The sequence below is a fragment of the Streptomyces sp. NPDC030296 genome (assembly GCF_055572815.1).
Window position 1 is genome coordinate 551,548 of sequence record NZ_JBVICQ010000004.1, and the last position, 15,796, is coordinate 567,343.

At 71.2% G+C, this 15,796-nt stretch carries 12 protein-coding genes; 4 read left to right on the forward strand and 8 right to left on the reverse strand.

Annotated elements, in window-relative coordinates; genetic code table 11:
• Window positions 1–30 precede the first annotated feature (30 nt).
• On the forward strand, window positions 31–621 hold the full coding sequence (locus ACZ4Z3_RS14385; RefSeq protein WP_468501237.1) for a dihydrofolate reductase family protein: 591 nt from the start codon (window positions 31–33) through the stop codon (window positions 619–621).
• A 41-nt stretch (window positions 622–662) separates the two neighbouring features.
• On the opposite strand, the gene ACZ4Z3_RS14390 is transcribed toward ACZ4Z3_RS14385, so the two are convergent.
• The 3 genes from ACZ4Z3_RS14390 to ACZ4Z3_RS14400 form a co-directional block, all read right to left on the reverse strand.
• On the reverse strand, window positions 663–2,783 hold the full coding sequence (locus ACZ4Z3_RS14390) for a HEAT repeat domain-containing protein (protein WP_468501238.1): 2,121 nt from the start codon (window positions 2,781–2,783) through the stop codon (window positions 663–665).
• Between the two features lie 91 nt (window positions 2,784–2,874).
• Window positions 2,875–5,076: an OmpL47-type beta-barrel domain-containing protein gene (locus tag ACZ4Z3_RS14395; RefSeq protein WP_468501239.1), complete on the reverse strand. Its 2,202-nt coding sequence runs from the start codon at window positions 5,074–5,076 to the stop codon at window positions 2,875–2,877.
• Window positions 5,076–7,565, reverse strand: a complete 2,490-nt coding sequence (locus tag ACZ4Z3_RS14400; RefSeq protein WP_468501240.1) for a ThuA domain-containing protein — start codon at window positions 7,563–7,565, stop codon at window positions 5,076–5,078. Before ACZ4Z3_RS14400 ends, ACZ4Z3_RS14395 begins: the two co-directional genes overlap by 1 nt.
• A 195-nt stretch (window positions 7,566–7,760) precedes the next feature.
• Here ACZ4Z3_RS14400 and ACZ4Z3_RS14405 point away from each other — a divergent pair, with 195 nt between their 5' ends.
• On the forward strand, window positions 7,761–8,756 hold the full coding sequence (locus tag ACZ4Z3_RS14405; RefSeq protein ID WP_468501241.1) for a multicopper oxidase domain-containing protein: 996 nt from the start codon (window positions 7,761–7,763) through the stop codon (window positions 8,754–8,756).
• Between the two features lie 14 nt (window positions 8,757–8,770).
• Here the strand turns inward: ACZ4Z3_RS14405 and ACZ4Z3_RS14410 are convergent, their stop codons facing one another.
• On the reverse strand, window positions 8,771–9,640 hold the full coding sequence (locus ACZ4Z3_RS14410; RefSeq protein ID WP_468501242.1) for a hypothetical protein: 870 nt from the start codon (window positions 9,638–9,640) through the stop codon (window positions 8,771–8,773).
• Between the two features lie 153 nt (window positions 9,641–9,793).
• Between ACZ4Z3_RS14410 and ACZ4Z3_RS14415 the strand changes: the two genes are divergently transcribed.
• The gene (locus ACZ4Z3_RS14415) at window positions 9,794–10,864 is read left to right on the forward strand and encodes a LacI family DNA-binding transcriptional regulator (RefSeq protein WP_468501243.1); all 1,071 of its coding nucleotides are present in this window, start codon (window positions 9,794–9,796) and stop codon (window positions 10,862–10,864) included.
• A gap of 10 nt (window positions 10,865–10,874) precedes the next feature.
• Here ACZ4Z3_RS14415 and ACZ4Z3_RS14420 read toward each other — a convergent pair whose 3' ends face one another.
• Both ACZ4Z3_RS14420 and ACZ4Z3_RS14425 read right to left on the reverse strand, forming a co-directional pair.
• Window positions 10,875–12,095 (reverse strand): glycoside hydrolase family 64 protein, encoded by a 1,221-nt coding sequence (locus tag ACZ4Z3_RS14420; RefSeq protein WP_468501244.1) that lies wholly within the window; start codon window positions 12,093–12,095, stop codon window positions 10,875–10,877.
• A gap of 227 nt (window positions 12,096–12,322) precedes the next feature.
• Entirely contained in the window at window positions 12,323–13,114 is a 792-nt protein-coding gene (locus ACZ4Z3_RS14425; RefSeq protein ID WP_468501245.1) for a VOC family protein, read from the reverse strand.
• A gap of 259 nt (window positions 13,115–13,373) precedes the next feature.
• Here ACZ4Z3_RS14425 and ACZ4Z3_RS14430 point away from each other — a divergent pair, with 259 nt between their 5' ends.
• The gene (locus ACZ4Z3_RS14430) at window positions 13,374–13,622 is read left to right on the forward strand and encodes a WhiB family transcriptional regulator (protein ID WP_180303658.1); all 249 of its coding nucleotides are present in this window, start codon (window positions 13,374–13,376) and stop codon (window positions 13,620–13,622) included.
• A 53-nt stretch (window positions 13,623–13,675) separates the two neighbouring features.
• On the opposite strand, the gene ACZ4Z3_RS14435 is transcribed toward ACZ4Z3_RS14430, so the two are convergent.
• Both ACZ4Z3_RS14435 and ddaH read right to left on the reverse strand, forming a co-directional pair.
• The gene (locus tag ACZ4Z3_RS14435) at window positions 13,676–14,653 is read right to left on the reverse strand and encodes an acyl-ACP desaturase (RefSeq protein WP_468501246.1); all 978 of its coding nucleotides are present in this window, start codon (window positions 14,651–14,653) and stop codon (window positions 13,676–13,678) included.
• A 221-nt stretch (window positions 14,654–14,874) separates the two neighbouring features.
• Window positions 14,875–15,651 (reverse strand): dimethylargininase, encoded by a 777-nt coding sequence (gene ddaH / locus ACZ4Z3_RS14440; protein WP_055542795.1) that lies wholly within the window; start codon window positions 15,649–15,651, stop codon window positions 14,875–14,877.
• Window positions 15,652–15,796: the final 145 nt, after the last annotated feature.

Genomic DNA, 15,796 nt, shown 5'->3' on the forward strand with positions numbered 1-15,796 from the left:
GTCCGGCCACCGATCCAGAAGGAATCCTTCGTGCGCAAGCTCGTGTACTACATCGCCTCCACCCTCGACGGCTTCATCGCCGGGCCCGACGGCGCCGACCCCACGGGACCTGACGGCTTCTGGCCCGTCACCGGCGACTATGTGCAGTACCTCGCCGCGGAGTACCCCGAGACCCTGCCCGCCCCGGCGAGGAAGGCGCTGTCCGTCGAGGCCGAGGGCACCCACTTCGACACCGTCCTCGAAGGGCGCAAGACCTATGAGATCGGCCTCAAGGCCGGTATCGCCGACGCCTACCCCCACCTGCGGCACCTGGTCTTCTCCACCACCATGACCGAGAGCCCCGACCCGGCCGTGGAGCTGGTCACGAGCGACCCGGTGGCGAAGGTGCGGGAGCTGAAGCAGGAGGACGGCAAGGACCTCTGGCTGATCGGCGGGGGCGAACTCGCGGGCGTCCTGTACGACGAGATCGACCAACTCATCGTCAAACTGGGCCCCTTGACCATAGGTACGGGGATCCCCCTCTTCGGCCGCTCGGCCGCCTTCGATCCGCGCGTCTGGAGCCTGACGGACCACGTCGTCCTGGAGGGCGGGGCGGTGTTCCTCACCTACACCCGCGACTGAGGGCGGTTCGACCAGCCCGACGGGTCCGCCCGCGCGCGACCTCAGTCGATCTCGAACGCCGCCACGATGCGCCGGCAATCCCTGAGCAACTCCTCGTCCGACGTCACGTCCCCTCGTACGTTCACGGCGGAGTGTGCCGTCTCGTGGGCGCTGTCGGTGCGGTGGCGACGGGGTGAGGACAGTTCCGCTCGGACGAGGGGGAGGGCCGCGGCCGCCGCGGGGCCCATCTCGACGAGGCAGGCGGCGATCTCCGGGCGGTGCACCGGCTGAGCGGTCCAGTGGTGCGACAGCACCGGCAGCGCTGCCTCCGCGTCTCCGGTGACCCGCCACAGGGCGACGGCCTCGTCGACGCCCTGCGGCTCCGGCCCCCGCAGGCTCGCCGCGAGCGAAACGGCCGCCGGTCCGAGCGAGCCGATCACATGGAGGGCGGCGCTGCGCTCGTGCCGGTGCTCGGAGCGAAGACCGGCGCTCAGGGCGGGAAGCACCGCCTCGCTGTCGCCGGTCACCGCCCACAGCGCCGCCGCGGCCTCGGTGCGGTCGGGGTCGCGGGCGGCGGCGCCCGCGACCCGCTCCCGCAGCAGCGGGGCGGCTTCGGTCGCCGCCGTGCCGTAGCGGGTCAGGGCCCGCAGCGCGTGCCGCCGGGTCGCCGCGTCGTCGCCGCTGTCGCGGAGCGCCGCGACGACCAGCGGCAGGGACGGCTGGTGCCGGAGGATGCCCAGCCCGTCGAGGAGTCGGCGCCGGGTGACGCCCCGGTCGTCCGGGTCGAGGTCGGCGAGCCGCTCGTGCAGCACCGGGCCCAGCTCCGCCCCCGCCTCCGGCCCGTAGGCCGTCAGCCACCGCTCGGTCTCCTCCGGTGGGTCCAACCGGCTCAGGACCGACTTCAGGGCGTTCAACGCCCGGTCGTCGCCCTGGAGCGCCAGCACCTCCATGGCCCTGCCGATCGCCGTGTCGAGCCAGCGCGGGCCGTCCATGGACTCGGTCCGCCCGCTCTCCCACCAGTCCTCGACGAACGCCACCACGTCGTCGGCCACCACCCGGGCGACCGGCGCGAGATACCGCAGCTCGGCCAACGCTGCCTTGTTCAGGCGGAGTTCGGGCTCCCGTAGCTGCCCGGCCAGCGCGAGCAGCGGCTCGTCGTCCAGGAGCCGCCAGCCCGTCATCAGCGCCCCGGCCATCCTGATCCCCGCCATGCGCTGACCCCAGTCCGCGCTGCCCAACTGCCCGACGAGCAGCGGGAACCGCAGGTCCGTCCGGTCACCCAGCGCGTGGTGCAGCTCCAGGAGGAGGTCGGGAGTGGCGTCCGAGTCGGAGAGCGCGTAGTGCGTGGCTTCCAGGTCGCGCAGGTACGACACCATCGTGTCCGTCCGCGGGCGTTCCCGGGCCGGCTCGGACGCGCGGGCGGCGGACGCCTTCCGCTCGAAGGCGGAGCGCAGCGTGTCCAGGGTGATCCGCACACTGTGCGCGGGCAGGGACCGCGGGGCGCAGCGCGCCAGCTGGACGAGAGCCGCCAGCCGCAGTTCGTGATCGGCACCACCTGAGAGCACCATCTCGCGCAGGACGGGCTCGGCCGTGTCCCCCAACTGCTCCGGGTGCGCGCCGGCCAGCTCGCCGATCGCCCCCACCAGGGCACGCAGCGCCCCGGGGTCCCGCTCCACCGGAAGCCGCCCACGCAACGCGTCGAACACCCGCGCGGGCCGCGGATGCACCTCGGCCAGCGCCTCGGCTGCCGCCGCCCGGACCTCCGGATCGGGGTCGCCGAGCAGCGTGAGGAAGGCGTCGGCGCGCTCCCGGACCCCGGCCCAGGCGTCGAGATACAGCTGGACGTACGCCGCGTTCTCCCGCTCGTCCTCGAACGGGGCGTCCAGCTCGGCCGGGTCGGGGTTCCGCCCGCCGGCGACGGAGCACAGCAACCGCACGATCGCCGCCCGGTCCGGCAGGCCCGGCATCGACGCCAGTTCGAAGAGGAACGGTATGCAGGCCACCGTGCTGTCGTACACGTCGCCCTGGTGGTGCACCGCCCCGTACAGCCCGTCGAGCGCGATGTCCCGCCGGGCGGGGTCCTGCGACGCCAGGCCCCACAGCAGGTCGGGGACGTCGGTCGCGCAATCGGTGTACGCATGCCCCATCGACGCCCAGTCGACGTCGTCGATCCCCGTGAGCACCAAAGCCTCCCCGTTGTGCGGTGGCGTACGGCAGCCACTGGTCACACAGCATGCCGTACGCCACTGACAACGGGCCGGGCGCGGGCGGGCGCTACAGCTCCTTGATCCGGATGTCCCGGAAGGAGACCACGTCCGTCGTGCCGTGCACCTGGAGTCCGAGGTAGCCGGAGGCGAACCGCCGTCCGTCCGTGCCCGGGTCGTCCGCCCGGGGCGGGGCGAAGTCCTGGCCGCCGGTGTTGTCGAACTCGTTGATCAGCACCCCGTTGCGGTACACGGAGTAGTGCTGGTCGACCACGCGGATCTCGTAGTCGTTCCAGGTGCCCTTCTGGGTGACGCCCGCGCCGGCGAGCCCCACCCGGTCGAAGCCGTAGACCGACCCCGTCTTGTACATGTCGCCGTCGGGCCGGTCCAGGACCTGCACCTCGTGGCCGTACTTGATGGCGACCCACTCCGGCCGCGACTCCTCCGGGTGCTCGTGGACCCACGGGAACCGCACGAACACCCCGGAGTTGGCGTTGGACGTGCCGGGCGCGTCGTCACGCCACTGCAGGCGCAGCGAGAAGTCGCCGTACTTCCGCTCCGGGAACCACAGCATGCCCAGCCCGTCCTTCGTCGTCCCGGACGTGATCGAGCCGTCGGCGTTCCTGGCGAACGAACCACCGCCCACCTGCTGCCACTTGGCGAACGACTCCGCCGTGCCGTCGAGGATCGTCCGGTAGCCCTCCGTCTGCCCGGGCCTGCCGATGCCGGACTCCGCCGCGGCCTCCTTCACCGCGTCGTACTCGCGCTGATCGACGACCCCGTCCCTCAGCAGCCTGTCGAGCACGGTGTCGACGTGCTTCAGGAACAGGGCGTGGGACGTCCACTCCTTCTCGTCCTCGATCAGCTCGTTGACGCGGCACCGGTTGTTCGTGACCCGGTTCGGCACGCCCGAGTCGACCGTGCCGACGAACACCGTCAACCGCTCGTCGTACTCGGCGCAGTTGGGCGCCGGGACACCGCCACCCGCGACGACCGTGAAGGTCGCCGAGCGCGCCGGGGCGGTGTTGCCCGCCTTGTCGCTCGCCCGGTACGCCACGGTGTGCGTGCCCGCGCGGTCGACGACCACGGGGGAGGTGTAGGCGAGATAGGGGCCGCCGTCCAGCGAGTACTCGATCCCGGCGACACCCGACCCGCCGTGGTCCGTGGCGCTGACGGTGACCTTCGCGTTCCTCAGGTACGCGCCGGCCGCGTTCCGCTCGCCCTCGACGGTCACCCCGGTCACCGGCGGTGTCGTGTCGGCGGCGGGCGGCGCCACGACCGTGAACCCGACGTTCTTCTCCGCCGAGACGTTGCCCGCCTTGTCCGTCGCCCGGTACCGCACGGTGTGCGTGCCGACCTCGTGGACCATCACCGGAGCCGTGTAAGGCCGCCAGGCGCCCGAGTCGCCGAGCGCGTACTCGACGGTGTTGACCCCCGAGCCGGTGTCCGACGCGGAGACGGTGACCGTGGCCATGGAGACGTACCGGCCCTGCGCGTCGCGCTCACCGGTCACCGTCGCCGAGGTCTCCGGCGCGGTGGTGTCGTCCGTCGGCGGGGCGACGACGGTGAACTCCACGCTCTTCTCGACGGCCGTATTGCCCGCCTTGTCGACGGCCCGGTAGCGGACCTTGTGGCTGCCCACCCGGTCCGTCACGACGGGGGTGGTGTACGGCACCCAGGCGCCCGAGTCACCGGTCGCGTACTCGATCCGCTCGACCCCGGAGCCGCCCGTGTCGGTCGCGGTGACGGTGACGGTCGCCGAACCGACGTACGCGCCCTGGGAGTTCCGGGTGCCGCTCACGGTCGCCGAGGTCTCGGGCGCGGTGGTGTCCTCGCCGGTGCCCTCGGTGACCACGAGGATGCCCTGCATCTGGCCGTGGCCGGGGATGGTGCAGTAGTAGCGGTAGCGGCCGGGGGTGAGCGTGACCTCGGCGGTGTGGCGGCCGCCCCGGTCGTCGTTCGGGTTGGCCAGGATGTTCAGCGGGACGTCGTGGTTGTACTCGGGGTCCGAGACGTCGAACGTCAGGGTGTGCGGCATGCCCGTCGTGTTGCCGGTGGCCCTGCTGTTCTCGAACACGAGGGTCGTCACGCCCGCCACCGCGGTCGTCGGGGCGGTCGTGTACTTGGTGATGTCGTCGCCGGCCGTCCAGGTGAGCACCTGCGCCGCGGCCTCGGCGGCCGGCTCGGCCCGCCCGGAGGCGGGCGTCGCCGTGAGGCCGAGCATCATCAGCAGGGCCGCCATCAGGGCCGCCCACACACGTCTCTCCCGCATCACCGCGCACCCCTCGCGAGCTGGTCGGCGGACGGCGTGGGGCCGCCGCCCGTGTAGGTCACCCGCCACAGGGCGGACTTGGCGTCGGAGGTGAAGAAGCCGCGCCCGTAGTCGAGGAGGTAGAGGGCCCCGTCCGGCCCGAACTTCCAGTCCATGAGGTTCTTGATGCCGTCGTTGCCGACCGGGATGATCCGTTTCAGTGTCTCGGCGTGGATCGGGAGTCCGCCGCTGCCGTGGTTCTTCGGATCGGTGAGCACGGCGTGCCGCGGCTGGTCGGCGTCGTAGAAGTCGCCGACGAACCACTTGCCGTCCCAGTACGCGGGCCACTGGCCGGAGCCCGTCGCGGCGGGGTCGTAGCGGTAGACCGGGCCGTTCATCGCGGCCTGTCCACCACCCTTCAGCCAGGGCAGCAGGTACGTGGCGTCCTCGCTCTTGTAGGAAGGAATGCCGTTCGCGTCCCTCGGGAAGTCGGGGGCGCCGCCCTGCGGCGAGTACCAGATGGTGTTGCCGGTCACCGGGGGCAGGTTGACGAGGCCGTCGTTGTTGGGGGACTCGTTCTTCGGGTGGTCGCAGTCGTACCAGCCCAGCGGCTTCGACGGGTCCGGCAGATTGCGGTCACGGTACGGCTGCTTGTTGCCCATGCAGTACGGCCAGCCCCGGTTGCCCGCCTCGGTGATGACGGCGAACGTGTCGTACTTCGCCGGGCCCCAGGTCGTCGACGGAGTCGAGGCGTCCGGGCCGACCCAGCCGGCGTAGAGGACGTCCGTCTTCCTGTCGACGAAGATCCGCGCGGGGTTCCGGACACCCATCACATAGATCTCGCCGCGGGTCTTCCCGCCGCCCTCGTCGGTCTCCTTCCCGGTGAAGAGGTTGCCGGCGGGCAGGGTGTAGGTGCCGTCCGGCTCCGGGTGGATGCGCAGGATCTTGCCGTTGAGGTTGTTGGTGTTCCCGGCGGTGCGGCGCGCGTCGGCGAACGACACGCCCTTGTAGTTGGGCTGGGGGTTGTTGCCCGAGTAACCGGCGCTGAAGCCGCTGGAGTTGTTGTCGCCGGTCGCGATGTACAGGTTGCCCCGCGAGTCCCAGGCCATCCCGCCGCCCGCGTGGCAGCAGCTGTGGATCTGCACCGGCCACGTCAGCAGCACCTTCTCGCTGCCCAGGTCCAGCTTGTTGGTCGCGAGGTCGAGGGTGAAACGGGAGACGCGGCGCTCGGCCGTCCGGGTGTCGCGGTTGATCCGCTCGTGCGGCGTGTAGTGCAGATACACCCAGCCGTTCTGCTGGAAGCCGGGGTCCAGCTCGATGCCCAGCAGCCCCTCCTCGACCTTGATCAGCTCGTCGCCGCCGCCCTTGTTGCCGAACACGGTGAGGGCGCCGGCCAGGGTGACCTGCTTGGTCCGCGGGTCGTAGACGTGGACCTCGCCCTTGCCCTTGCCGATGTCCGGGTCGTTCCAGTCGGTGACCACCGGCTGCGAGGAGTCCGCGCCGCCGCGACCGATGTAGAGGACACGTCCGTCGGGGGCGGTGACCAGGCCGTGCGGTTCGCCGATCTGGTCGTTCCGCCCGGGCTGGTTGGGCCGGGTCAGCCGCTCCGCCTTGTAGTTCGCGTCGATCGTCGCCTTGCAGTCGGCCCGGGTCAGCCGGGACGTCCACAGCAGGGCGCCCCGCAGATGCGTACGGAAGTCGGTCTCGTCGTACGCCGACACCGTCCCGCCCATGCCCGTGTAGAAGGAGCGTCCGCCGTCGTAGTCACGGCACCAACTCACCGGATGGTCCCAGCCGTTGGCGCTCGCCCCCGGCCGGTACGTCGACTCGCGCACCCGGGCCACGGTGTGCACCGCGCCGGACGGGTTCTTCACCCAGTTGAACCACTTGTCGGGCCGCTTCCACTGCACCGGCAGATCCTTGGTGGCAGGGTGCCGCCGGTCCCCGACCTCGACCGTCGCCCGCTGCACCGATGTCGGGCTCGACCCGGCCGGGCGGGCGCCGATCAGCCCCGTGAACCAGTCCGAGTACGGCTCGGCGCGTGCCGCGTCATGGATACCGACGAAACCGCCGCCCGCCTCCATGTACGCCTCCAGGCCCGCCTCCTGCTCCGGGTCGAGGACATCGCCGCCTCCGGTGAGGAAGACCACCGCGTTGAAGCCGCCGAGGCGGGCCCCGTCGGTGAACACGGAGGCATCGTCGGTGGCGACGACCTCGAACCGTTCGGCCGCGGGCCCGGACAGCCCGATCCGCTCGATCGCCTCGATCCCGGCGTTGACGAGCGGCGACTCCTCACCGGCGGCCGCCGAGCCGTGGAAGACCAGCACCCGCGGGCCCGAGCCGCCCGGGGGTGACGGGATCGACATCGTTGTCAGCGCGGGTTCCGGCGCGGGGCGGGCATGCGCCGCCGGGCCGGACAGCAGCCCCGCGGCCAGGACCGAGGCGGTCACGACGGCCGCCCAGGGCCGTCTTCCCCGCGTTCTCGTGTCGCTCAACCCTCGTAAGTACATGGGCACCTCCTCGGTCACAGCAACAGCGCCAAGGAAGCTAGACCCCTTTGCGCGGTACGCCAATACCTATGACCGGAATGCCACAAACTTTGTCCTGGGTGTGGATAAACACCTGTGGTGCCGCTACCGTCTCACAGGTTCACCACAGACTCAGGCGCGCTGTCGTAAATGCCGTACTCGCATGGGGAGTTCCGGATGGACGGACTGGACAGACGAGGCTTCAACCGACGGCTGCTGCTGGGTGGCGCGGCCGCCGCGACATCGTTGTCCGTGGCCGTCGACACCATCGGCGCCCCCGAGGCCGCGAGCGCCGACACCGCCGCGCGGACCGCCCCCGCCGGCGGCGAGGTCCGCCACATCAAGCTGTACGCCGAGAAGCTGGCGGACGGCCAGATGGGCTACGGCCTGGAGAAGGGCAAGGCGTCCGTCCCCGGCCCGCTGATCGAACTGAACGAAGGCGACACGCTGCACATCGAGTTCGAGAACACCATGGACGTCCGGGCGAGCCTGCACGTCCACGGCTTGGACTACGAGACCTCCAGCGACGGCACCGCCCTCAACAAGAGCGACGTCGAGCCCGGCGGCACCCGTACGTACACCTGGCGGACGCACACACCCGGCCGGCGCAAGGACGGCACCTGGCGGGCGGGCAGCGCGGGGTACTGGCACTACCACGACCATGTCGTCGGCACCGAACACGGCACGGTCGGCATCCGCAGGGGCCTCTACGGCCCCGTGATCGTCCGCCGCAAGGGTGACGTCCTCCCCGACAGGACCGTCACCGTCGTCTTCAACGACATGCTCATCAACAACAAGCCGGCCCACAGCGGACCGAACTTCGACGCGACGGTCGGCGACCGCGTGGAGTGGGTGGTCATCACCCACGGGGAGTACTACCACACCTTCCACCTGCACGGACATCGCTGGGCCGACAACCGCACGGGCCAGTTGACCGGCCCCGACGACCCCAGCCAGGTCATCGACAACAAGATCTGCGGCCCTGCCGACTCCTTCGGCTTCCAGGTCGTCGCCGGTGAGGGTGTCGGCGCCGGCGCCTGGATGTACCACTGCCACGTCCAGAGCCACTCCGACATGGGCATGGTCGGCCTGTTCCTGGTCCGCAAGCCGGACGGCACGATCCCGGGGTACGAGCCGCACGAGCACGCGCCAAAGCGCGAGCACGCGCACTGAGGCCCGCCCGCGCGTCATTCCCCGCTGATGTCCAGCACGCCCCACGAGGTGGACGACCCCTCCTGCACGTAGAGGCGCGGTCCCCGCGACACGACACGGCGTCGGCGCTCCACCGGGGTGCCGTCCGTGTGACGCAGACGTGAGACGGCCACGGTGTCGACCGAGGTCTCGCCGAGGGAGGCGACGACGAGCCGGTCGCGCTCCTGCCCGTAGCCGCCGAAGAACGTGACCAGCTCCCCGTGCACGACCACGCCGGACGCGCCCTCGACCCGGGTCGTACGCGCCCGGAGCGGCCGGCCCTGCCGCACCTCCACCGGGGGGAAGGACGTGTATGGATACACCCAGGCGGCGCCACGGTCCACGTTCAGCGCGTAGCAGTCGGCGATCCAGTCACCGCCGGGCGGCGGACTGTACTCCCACAGTGCCTCGCCCGTGGCGCTCCAGCGCCGCGCGCCCGCCGCGCTGAGGGGATCATCACCGAACACGCCCTCGTCGAAGTAGCCGACCCACAGGTCACCGGACTCGTCGGTCAGCAGATGCTCGATGGCGTCGCCGACGCGGAACGTCCACGACGGACGTCCCAGCGCGTCGAAGACCTGGACCTGCTCGTCACCCGCCCGACTGCGCGCGTCGGCGACGACGAAGCCGCCGTCGGGGAGCGAGTCGACCTTGGGGTGACGGGCGGTCACCGAACTGAGCGCGGTCTCGTACGAGGCGCCGTCGTCCACGGTGACGACCACCGCGTCGTACGGTCCCGGAGTTTCCTCGGGTGTCCGCAGCAGCCAGTGGGCGCGGCCGAAGGCGTCGACCGTGCTGTGGAGAAGACGTAGATCGTGGTACGCGCGGGGGAGACGGGCGTACGGGGCGAGGCGGTCAGGCGTCATGGGCCTTTCTCATGGTCATACGGTGATCCTCACGGCCGGCCCGGCCCGGGCGCAACCGAATTCCCGCGAACGCCCCCACCCGCTTCGGGAGCGCTCTCAGGCCGGCCCGACCGAGGCTATCCTGATCCCCACCCGCTCTTGAGGAGTCCCGAAGTGACCGAGGCAGTGTCGCGTCCCACGCTGGAGGCCGTGGCCGCGCGCGCCGGGGTGTCACGGGCCACCGTGTCCCGTGTCGTCAACGGGGGCGACGGCGTCCGCGAGCCGCTGGTGCAGCGGGTGCGCCGGGCGGTCGAGGAACTCGGCTACGTCCCCAACCAGGCGGCCCGCAGCCTCGTCACCCGGCGCCACGACGCGGTGGCCGTCGTGATCGCCGAACCGGAGACCAGGGTCTTCGCAGACCCCTTCTTCGCCCTCCAACTGCGAGGGATCAGCAAGGAGTTGACGGCTCACGACTCGCAGCTGGTCCTGCTGCTCACGGAGGGGCCCGAGGACTACGCGCGGGTCGGCCGGTACCTCGCGGGCGGACATGTCGACGGGGCGCTCGTCTTCTCCCTGCACTTGGACGACCCGCTGCCGGGACTGATCCGGGGCGCCGGTGTGCCGACCGTGTTCGGTGGCCGGCCCGGCTGGGGCGACGGCCCGCGCGGCGACGGACCCACCGTCTACGTCGACAGCGACAACCGGGGCGGAGCACGGGACGCCGTACGGCATCTCGTCGGACTCGGCCGCACCCGGGTCGCCCACATCACCGGCCCCCTCGACCAGACCTCAGCGGTCGACCGGCTCGACGGCTTCCGCGACGTCATGGTCGACGCCGACCCCCGGCTGATCGTGGAGGGCGACTTCACGCCGGCCGGCGGTGAGCGCGCGATGCGCGTCCTCCTCGACCGCTGCCCCGAGGTGGACGCGGTGTTCGCCGCGAACGACCTCTCGGCCTCCGGCGCCCTGCGGGTCCTGCGGGAGCGGGGACGAAGGGTGCCGGAGGACGTGGCCGTGGTCGGCTTCGACGACATGCTGCCGGTGGCGGAGGGCGCCGACCCGCCCCTGACGACGGTCCGCCAGGACATAGAGGAGATGGGGCGGTTGATGGCCCGACTCCTCCTGCGGGGCCTCGACCGACGCGGCCGGGACGAGGCCGCGGACCCCGGCCAGGGCAAGGGCCTGGGCGGCGCGCCGTCCAGCGTCGTCCTCCCTACGACACTGATCCGCCGCGCCTCCGCGTGAGCCGCGGCCCCTACGCGCCCACCGTCACCGTGAACCGTCGCGGGTTGCCGTCATGCGCCGCGCCCGACACGTCCGGCTGGCCGTCGGGCCGTACGTCGTCGTACGGGAAGGCGTACCCGATGGGCGAGTTGGCGTGCACGACACGGGACCAGTGGTTGGTCACGGTTCCCCGGTAGTAGGCGTTCGCCGTGGACCCGTTCGGCTGCGTGGGGTGGGTGAGCATGAGCGAGCGGTTGAAGCCGGCGGCGATCCGGGCGAGGAGGGCCTTCTTGGGGTCGGGATCGCCCGGGTTGTTGGCGAACGGGCCGTGGTTGCAGGTGAAGATGTCCTTCGAGGTGGGCCTGGCGAAGGAATGGCCCCCGGTGAAGGTGAGGCGGTCGCCGACGACCCGGCCGGTGAGCACGCCCCGGCCGCCCTGGAGGTCGATCCGCAGGTCGGTCGAACGGTACTTGTCCCACACCTGGTTGACGTACGCGTCCCAGTAGGAGCGGAAGGGCATCTGGTCCGGCCGGTCGAAGTACGGCGCCATCAGGTTCTGCGGGGAGATGACCCGCAGGACCCTGCCGTCGCCGCCCCGGATGACGAGCCGGTCCCACGGCTGGCCGTCCCTCGCCGCCTGGGCCACCAGGTCCGAGGCGATCCGGTCGACGGCGCCGCTCGGCAACGGGGCCACGGTGTGCGTGGCGTCTCCCTCCAGCGTCAGGCCGATGGGGAGGGCCGTCACCAGGTCGACGTAGCTGATGTTGGCGAACAGCTGGGTGGGGTCGAACGTGAACTCGCAGAACGACCACGTCCTGCCGAAGTTGGGGTCGGCGGGGGTGGCGAACGCCGGCTCGACCAGCGCGGGGCCGGGGTTGAGGAAGAAGTCGAGTGAATTGTCGCGCACGAAGTAGACACGGGCGCCGAACATCTGGGGGAGTGTCAGCACGACGGGCGCGGAGCCGGCCGGGCCGAGCGGGATGGCGCAGTCCACCGGCAGCGGTGTGTGCGGCGCCGACGGCGAGGTCGGCCGGTAGACGCTGCCGTTGGCCCGCAGCAGCACCCAGGCGCCGGTCGCCTGTTCGTGCCCGGTGACGTACGCCCGGACCGTGCCCGGCAACGAGGCGTTGCGCAGGGCCAGTTGGCAGGTGGTGGGCGCGGCGGCCCGCGCGGGAGTGGTGAGAGCGCTCCCAGCCAGGGGCGCGCCGATCGCGGCGGCGGTTCCGGCGAGGAATGTACGACGAGAGAGCATGGTGGGGCCTCCTGGGAGTGGGGAGTGGAGGCACAGGGGGTGGGGCCCCTGCTGTGGTGCCCCCACTGTTCCCAGGGGAGGTTGAGCCGTCAAGACTTATGACTGAGAGCGCTCTCAGGACTTTTCGGTGTTCGGGACTTGACGACGGGTGGGACGCTCCTCGCCGCTTGCGCACGGCGGCCCCCCAGGACCGCCCCAGGGCCGCCGCGGGGCCGCCTGCGCGGCTCTCACCACTGCGGCGGCGCGCTCTTGATCACCGCGAAGCGGGCCCCGTACGGGTCGGTCAGCTTGGCGACGCGGCCCACGCCCTCCAGGTCCGTCGCGGGCATACGGACGCCGCCGCCGCGCTCCTGCGCCCTGCGCACCGTCTCGTCGGGGTCCGTGACCTCGAAGTACGGCAGCCAGTACGGCCCGGACTCCGCCTCGGTGGGGTCCGCGTCCAGCGGGACGATGCCGCCGAACATGTCCCTCTCCTCCTTGCCGGCCGGGTTCACACAGGTGTAGCTGCCGCCCGCGAAGTCCATCGCCGAGGTCTCCCAGCCGAACACCGCGTTGTAGAACCCCGCCGCGGCCGGCAGGTCGGGGGTGTAGAGCTCCACCCAGCACAGCGAACCGGGATCCATGACGACGTCGAGGCCCGTGGTGCGGCGGGGCTGCCAGATGCCGAAGGGGACGCCCGCCCGGTCGGCGAGGATGGCCATCCGGCCCTCCTCCGCCACATCCATGGGCCGCATCAGCACCGAGCCGTGCGCCCGCTCGGTGGCCTCGGCCGTGGCGTCCGCGTCCGGCGACTGGAAGTAGACGTTCCACGACGGCGGGCCCTGCTCCGGGGGGTTCTGCATCCCGGCCGCGGCGGTGCGGCCGTCGAGCTGGAAGAAGCCGTAGCCGCCCATCTCGGGGCCGGCCGACCGGAAGTCCCAGCCGAAGAGATGTGCGTAGAACGCACTGGCTCCCTCGATGTCGGGGGTGCCGAGGTCGATCCAGTTCGGGGCGCCGGTGACAAAACGGGTCGTGAGCATCCTGGCCCTCCTCCGAGGGGTCCGTGAGGGGTCCCACTGCCTTTCCCTCGAGTCTCGCACCGCCCACCGACAATCGCCGGGGCGCTACGGCCGGGGCTCGGCCGACGGAGTGGTCACCGACTCAGGCGGCCTCGTCTGCGCACACCTCCGCGCGCCGCCGTGCGCGGGGGCGCCGTCCGGAGGGACCATCAAGGGGCCGGGCCGCCGTGTTGATGCGGCGTTGATCGAACGTTTTTCGTCGAGCGGCACGATCCTCTCCATGCACATCGACACGATCACCCCGGTCGACATCGCCTGGCAGGAGCGGGCGCTGTGCGCGCAGACGGGGGCCGACTTCTTCTTTCCCGACCCCGGCAGCTCCGTGCGGGAGGCCAAGCGCATCTGCGGCATGTGCGAGATGCGCACCGCCTGCCTCGACTACGCCCTGGCCAACGACGAGCGCTTCGGCGTGTGGGGCGGTCTGTCCGAGAAGGAGAGACTGCACCTACGGCGCGCCGGACGCGGCTGACGCCGGGTGACGGGTCTCCGTCCACCCGGCGCCGGCCGCGTCCCGCGCGGGGGTCACGCCTTCCCGCGGGCCGCCATCCGGGCCTTGCGGGCCGCGAGCTTCTCGTCGAACTTGCGGGCCTCCGCGTCGAGGCCGCCCAGGTAGAGGCCGAGCTCCTCCTGGGCCTTCATGCCCTCGGGGCCGAGGCCGTCGATCTCCATGATCTTCAGGAAGCGGATGACGGGCGCGAGGACGTCGTCGTGGTGGATGCGCAGGTTGTAGACCTCGCCGATGGCCATCTGCGCGGCGGCGCGCTCGAAGCCGGGCATGCCGTGGCCGGGCATGCGGAAGTTCACGACGACGTCGCGGACGGCCTGCATGGTGAGGTCGGGCGCGAACTCGAACGCGGCCTTCAGCAGGTTCCGGTAGAAGATCATGTGGAGGTTCTCGTCGGTCGCGATGCGAGCCAGCATGCGGTCGCAGACCGGGTCACCGGAGTGGTGGCCCGTGTTGCGGTGCGAGACGCGGGTGGCCAGCTCCTGGAAGGCGACGTACGCGACCGTGTGCAGCATCGAGTGCCGGTTGTCCGACTCGAAGCCCTCGCCCATGTGGGACATGCGGAACTCTTCGAGCTTGTCCGGGTCCACCGCGCGCGAGGCGAGCAGGTAGTCGCGCATCACGATGCCGTGGCGGCCCTCCTCGGCGGTCCAGCGGTGCACCCAGGTGCCCCAGGCGCCGTCACGGCCGAAGAGCGTGGCGATCTCGTGGTGGTAGCTGGGCAGGTTGTCCTCGGTCAGCAGGTTCACCACGAGGGCGATACGGCCGATCTCGCTGACCTTCGACTGCTCCTTCTCCCAAGGCTCGCCGTCCTCGAAGAGGCCGGGGAAGTTACGGGCGTCGCTCCACGGCACGTACTCGTGCGGCATCCAGTCCTTGGCGACCTTCAGATGCCGGTTGAGCTCCTTCTCGACGACTTCCTCCAGCGCGTACAGCAGCCGCGCGTCGGTCCAGTCGGAGGACGGGCTGCCGAGAAGAGGAGAAGTGAGCGACACAGAGGCTCCAGGGGGACGACCGGGGATGAACACATGTGCGGTCACGGGCGCGTGACCGAACCTACGGCATCGTAGGCTACGAATCCGTAGGTTACGAAGACGTAGGTTAAGTACACGGTAAAGACCCCTGATCAGAAACACCTTGCGCCGGGCGGGCGGGTATGCCGAACGGCCCCTGGACGCGCAGGTCCAGGGGCCGGAACAGTGAGGCGGTCACTCGATCAGACGTACAGCTCCCGCAGGCGCACCGAGAGGCATGTCACACAGCCCTCCAGCTTCTCGAACTCGCTGATGTCGACCAGGACGGGCTCGTAGCCGAGGTCGGCGTACAGCTCCGCGGTCTTCGGCGCGCTCGCCGCCATCAGCAGCTTGTCGCCGCCGAGCAGCACGACGTGCGCCCCGGCCTCCTCCGGCACCGGCAGGAAGCGCCCGAACAGCGACGGCGTGTCCATCTTCGGGATGTGCCCGACGACCGTGCCGTCCGGCAGCGCCGTGACCGCCGACTTCAGATGCAGCACCTTGCTCACCGGCACGGACACGACCCGCGCCCCGAGCGGCTCGAACGCCGCCCGCAGCTGCTGGACCCCGGCCGCGTTGGTGCGTCCGCCGCGGCCCACGAAGACGGTGTCGCCGACCTTGAGGACGTCGCCGCCCTCCAGCGTTCCCGGGTCCCACACCCAGTTCACCGAGCAGCCGAGCGCGGCGACGGCCTCCTCGGTCCCGGCGGTCTCCTCCCGCCGGGACTCGGCGCCGGGGCGCGCGATCAGCGCCACGTTCTTGTACATGACCACGGTGTCCTCGACGAACACCGAGTCCGGGCAGTCGTCGGCCGGGTCCACCTCGATGGTCTCCCAGCCGTGGGTGCGCAGGGCCTCCCCGTACGCCTCCCACTGCTCGACCGCGAGGTCGACGTCCACCTCCGCGCGTTCGATGTGCGTGACGAGGCCCTCTGCCAGGCGGGGGCTGGGACGACGGACGAGGGCCTTCTTGCTGGGCACGTGTGGGACTCCGAATCGAACGAGGGTTTTCCGGCGCCCGTGAAGCGACGCCGGTCCGCCATCATGCAGCCCCGCCCCACCAGGACAAAACCCCCGGACCCAGGCTGTGCCCCTCCTGAGATACTCGGCGGTAGCCGGCACCGGG

What these genes read in the sequence shown, in the direction of transcription:
- ACZ4Z3_RS14425 (WP_468501245.1), bottom strand. Translation starts at nt 13,114, where the DNA reads ATGCTCACGACCCGTTTTGTCACCGGCGCCCCGAACTGGATCGACCTC.
- ACZ4Z3_RS14420 (WP_468501244.1), bottom strand. Translation starts at nt 12,095, where the DNA reads ATGCTCTCTCGTCGTACATTCCTCGCCGGAACCGCCGCCGCGATCGGC.
- ACZ4Z3_RS14395 (WP_468501239.1), bottom strand. Translation starts at nt 5,076, where the DNA reads ATGCGGGAGAGACGTGTGTGGGCGGCCCTGATGGCGGCCCTGCTGATG.
- ACZ4Z3_RS14410 (WP_468501242.1), bottom strand. Translation starts at nt 9,640, where the DNA reads ATGACGCCTGACCGCCTCGCCCCGTACGCCCGTCTCCCCCGCGCGTAC.
- ACZ4Z3_RS14430 (WP_180303658.1), top strand. Translation starts at nt 13,374, where the DNA reads ATGCACATCGACACGATCACCCCGGTCGACATCGCCTGGCAGGAGCGG.
- ACZ4Z3_RS14405 (WP_468501241.1), top strand. Translation starts at nt 7,761, where the DNA reads ATGGACGGACTGGACAGACGAGGCTTCAACCGACGGCTGCTGCTGGGT.
- ACZ4Z3_RS14400 (WP_468501240.1), bottom strand. Translation starts at nt 7,565, where the DNA reads ATGTACTTACGAGGGTTGAGCGACACGAGAACGCGGGGAAGACGGCCC.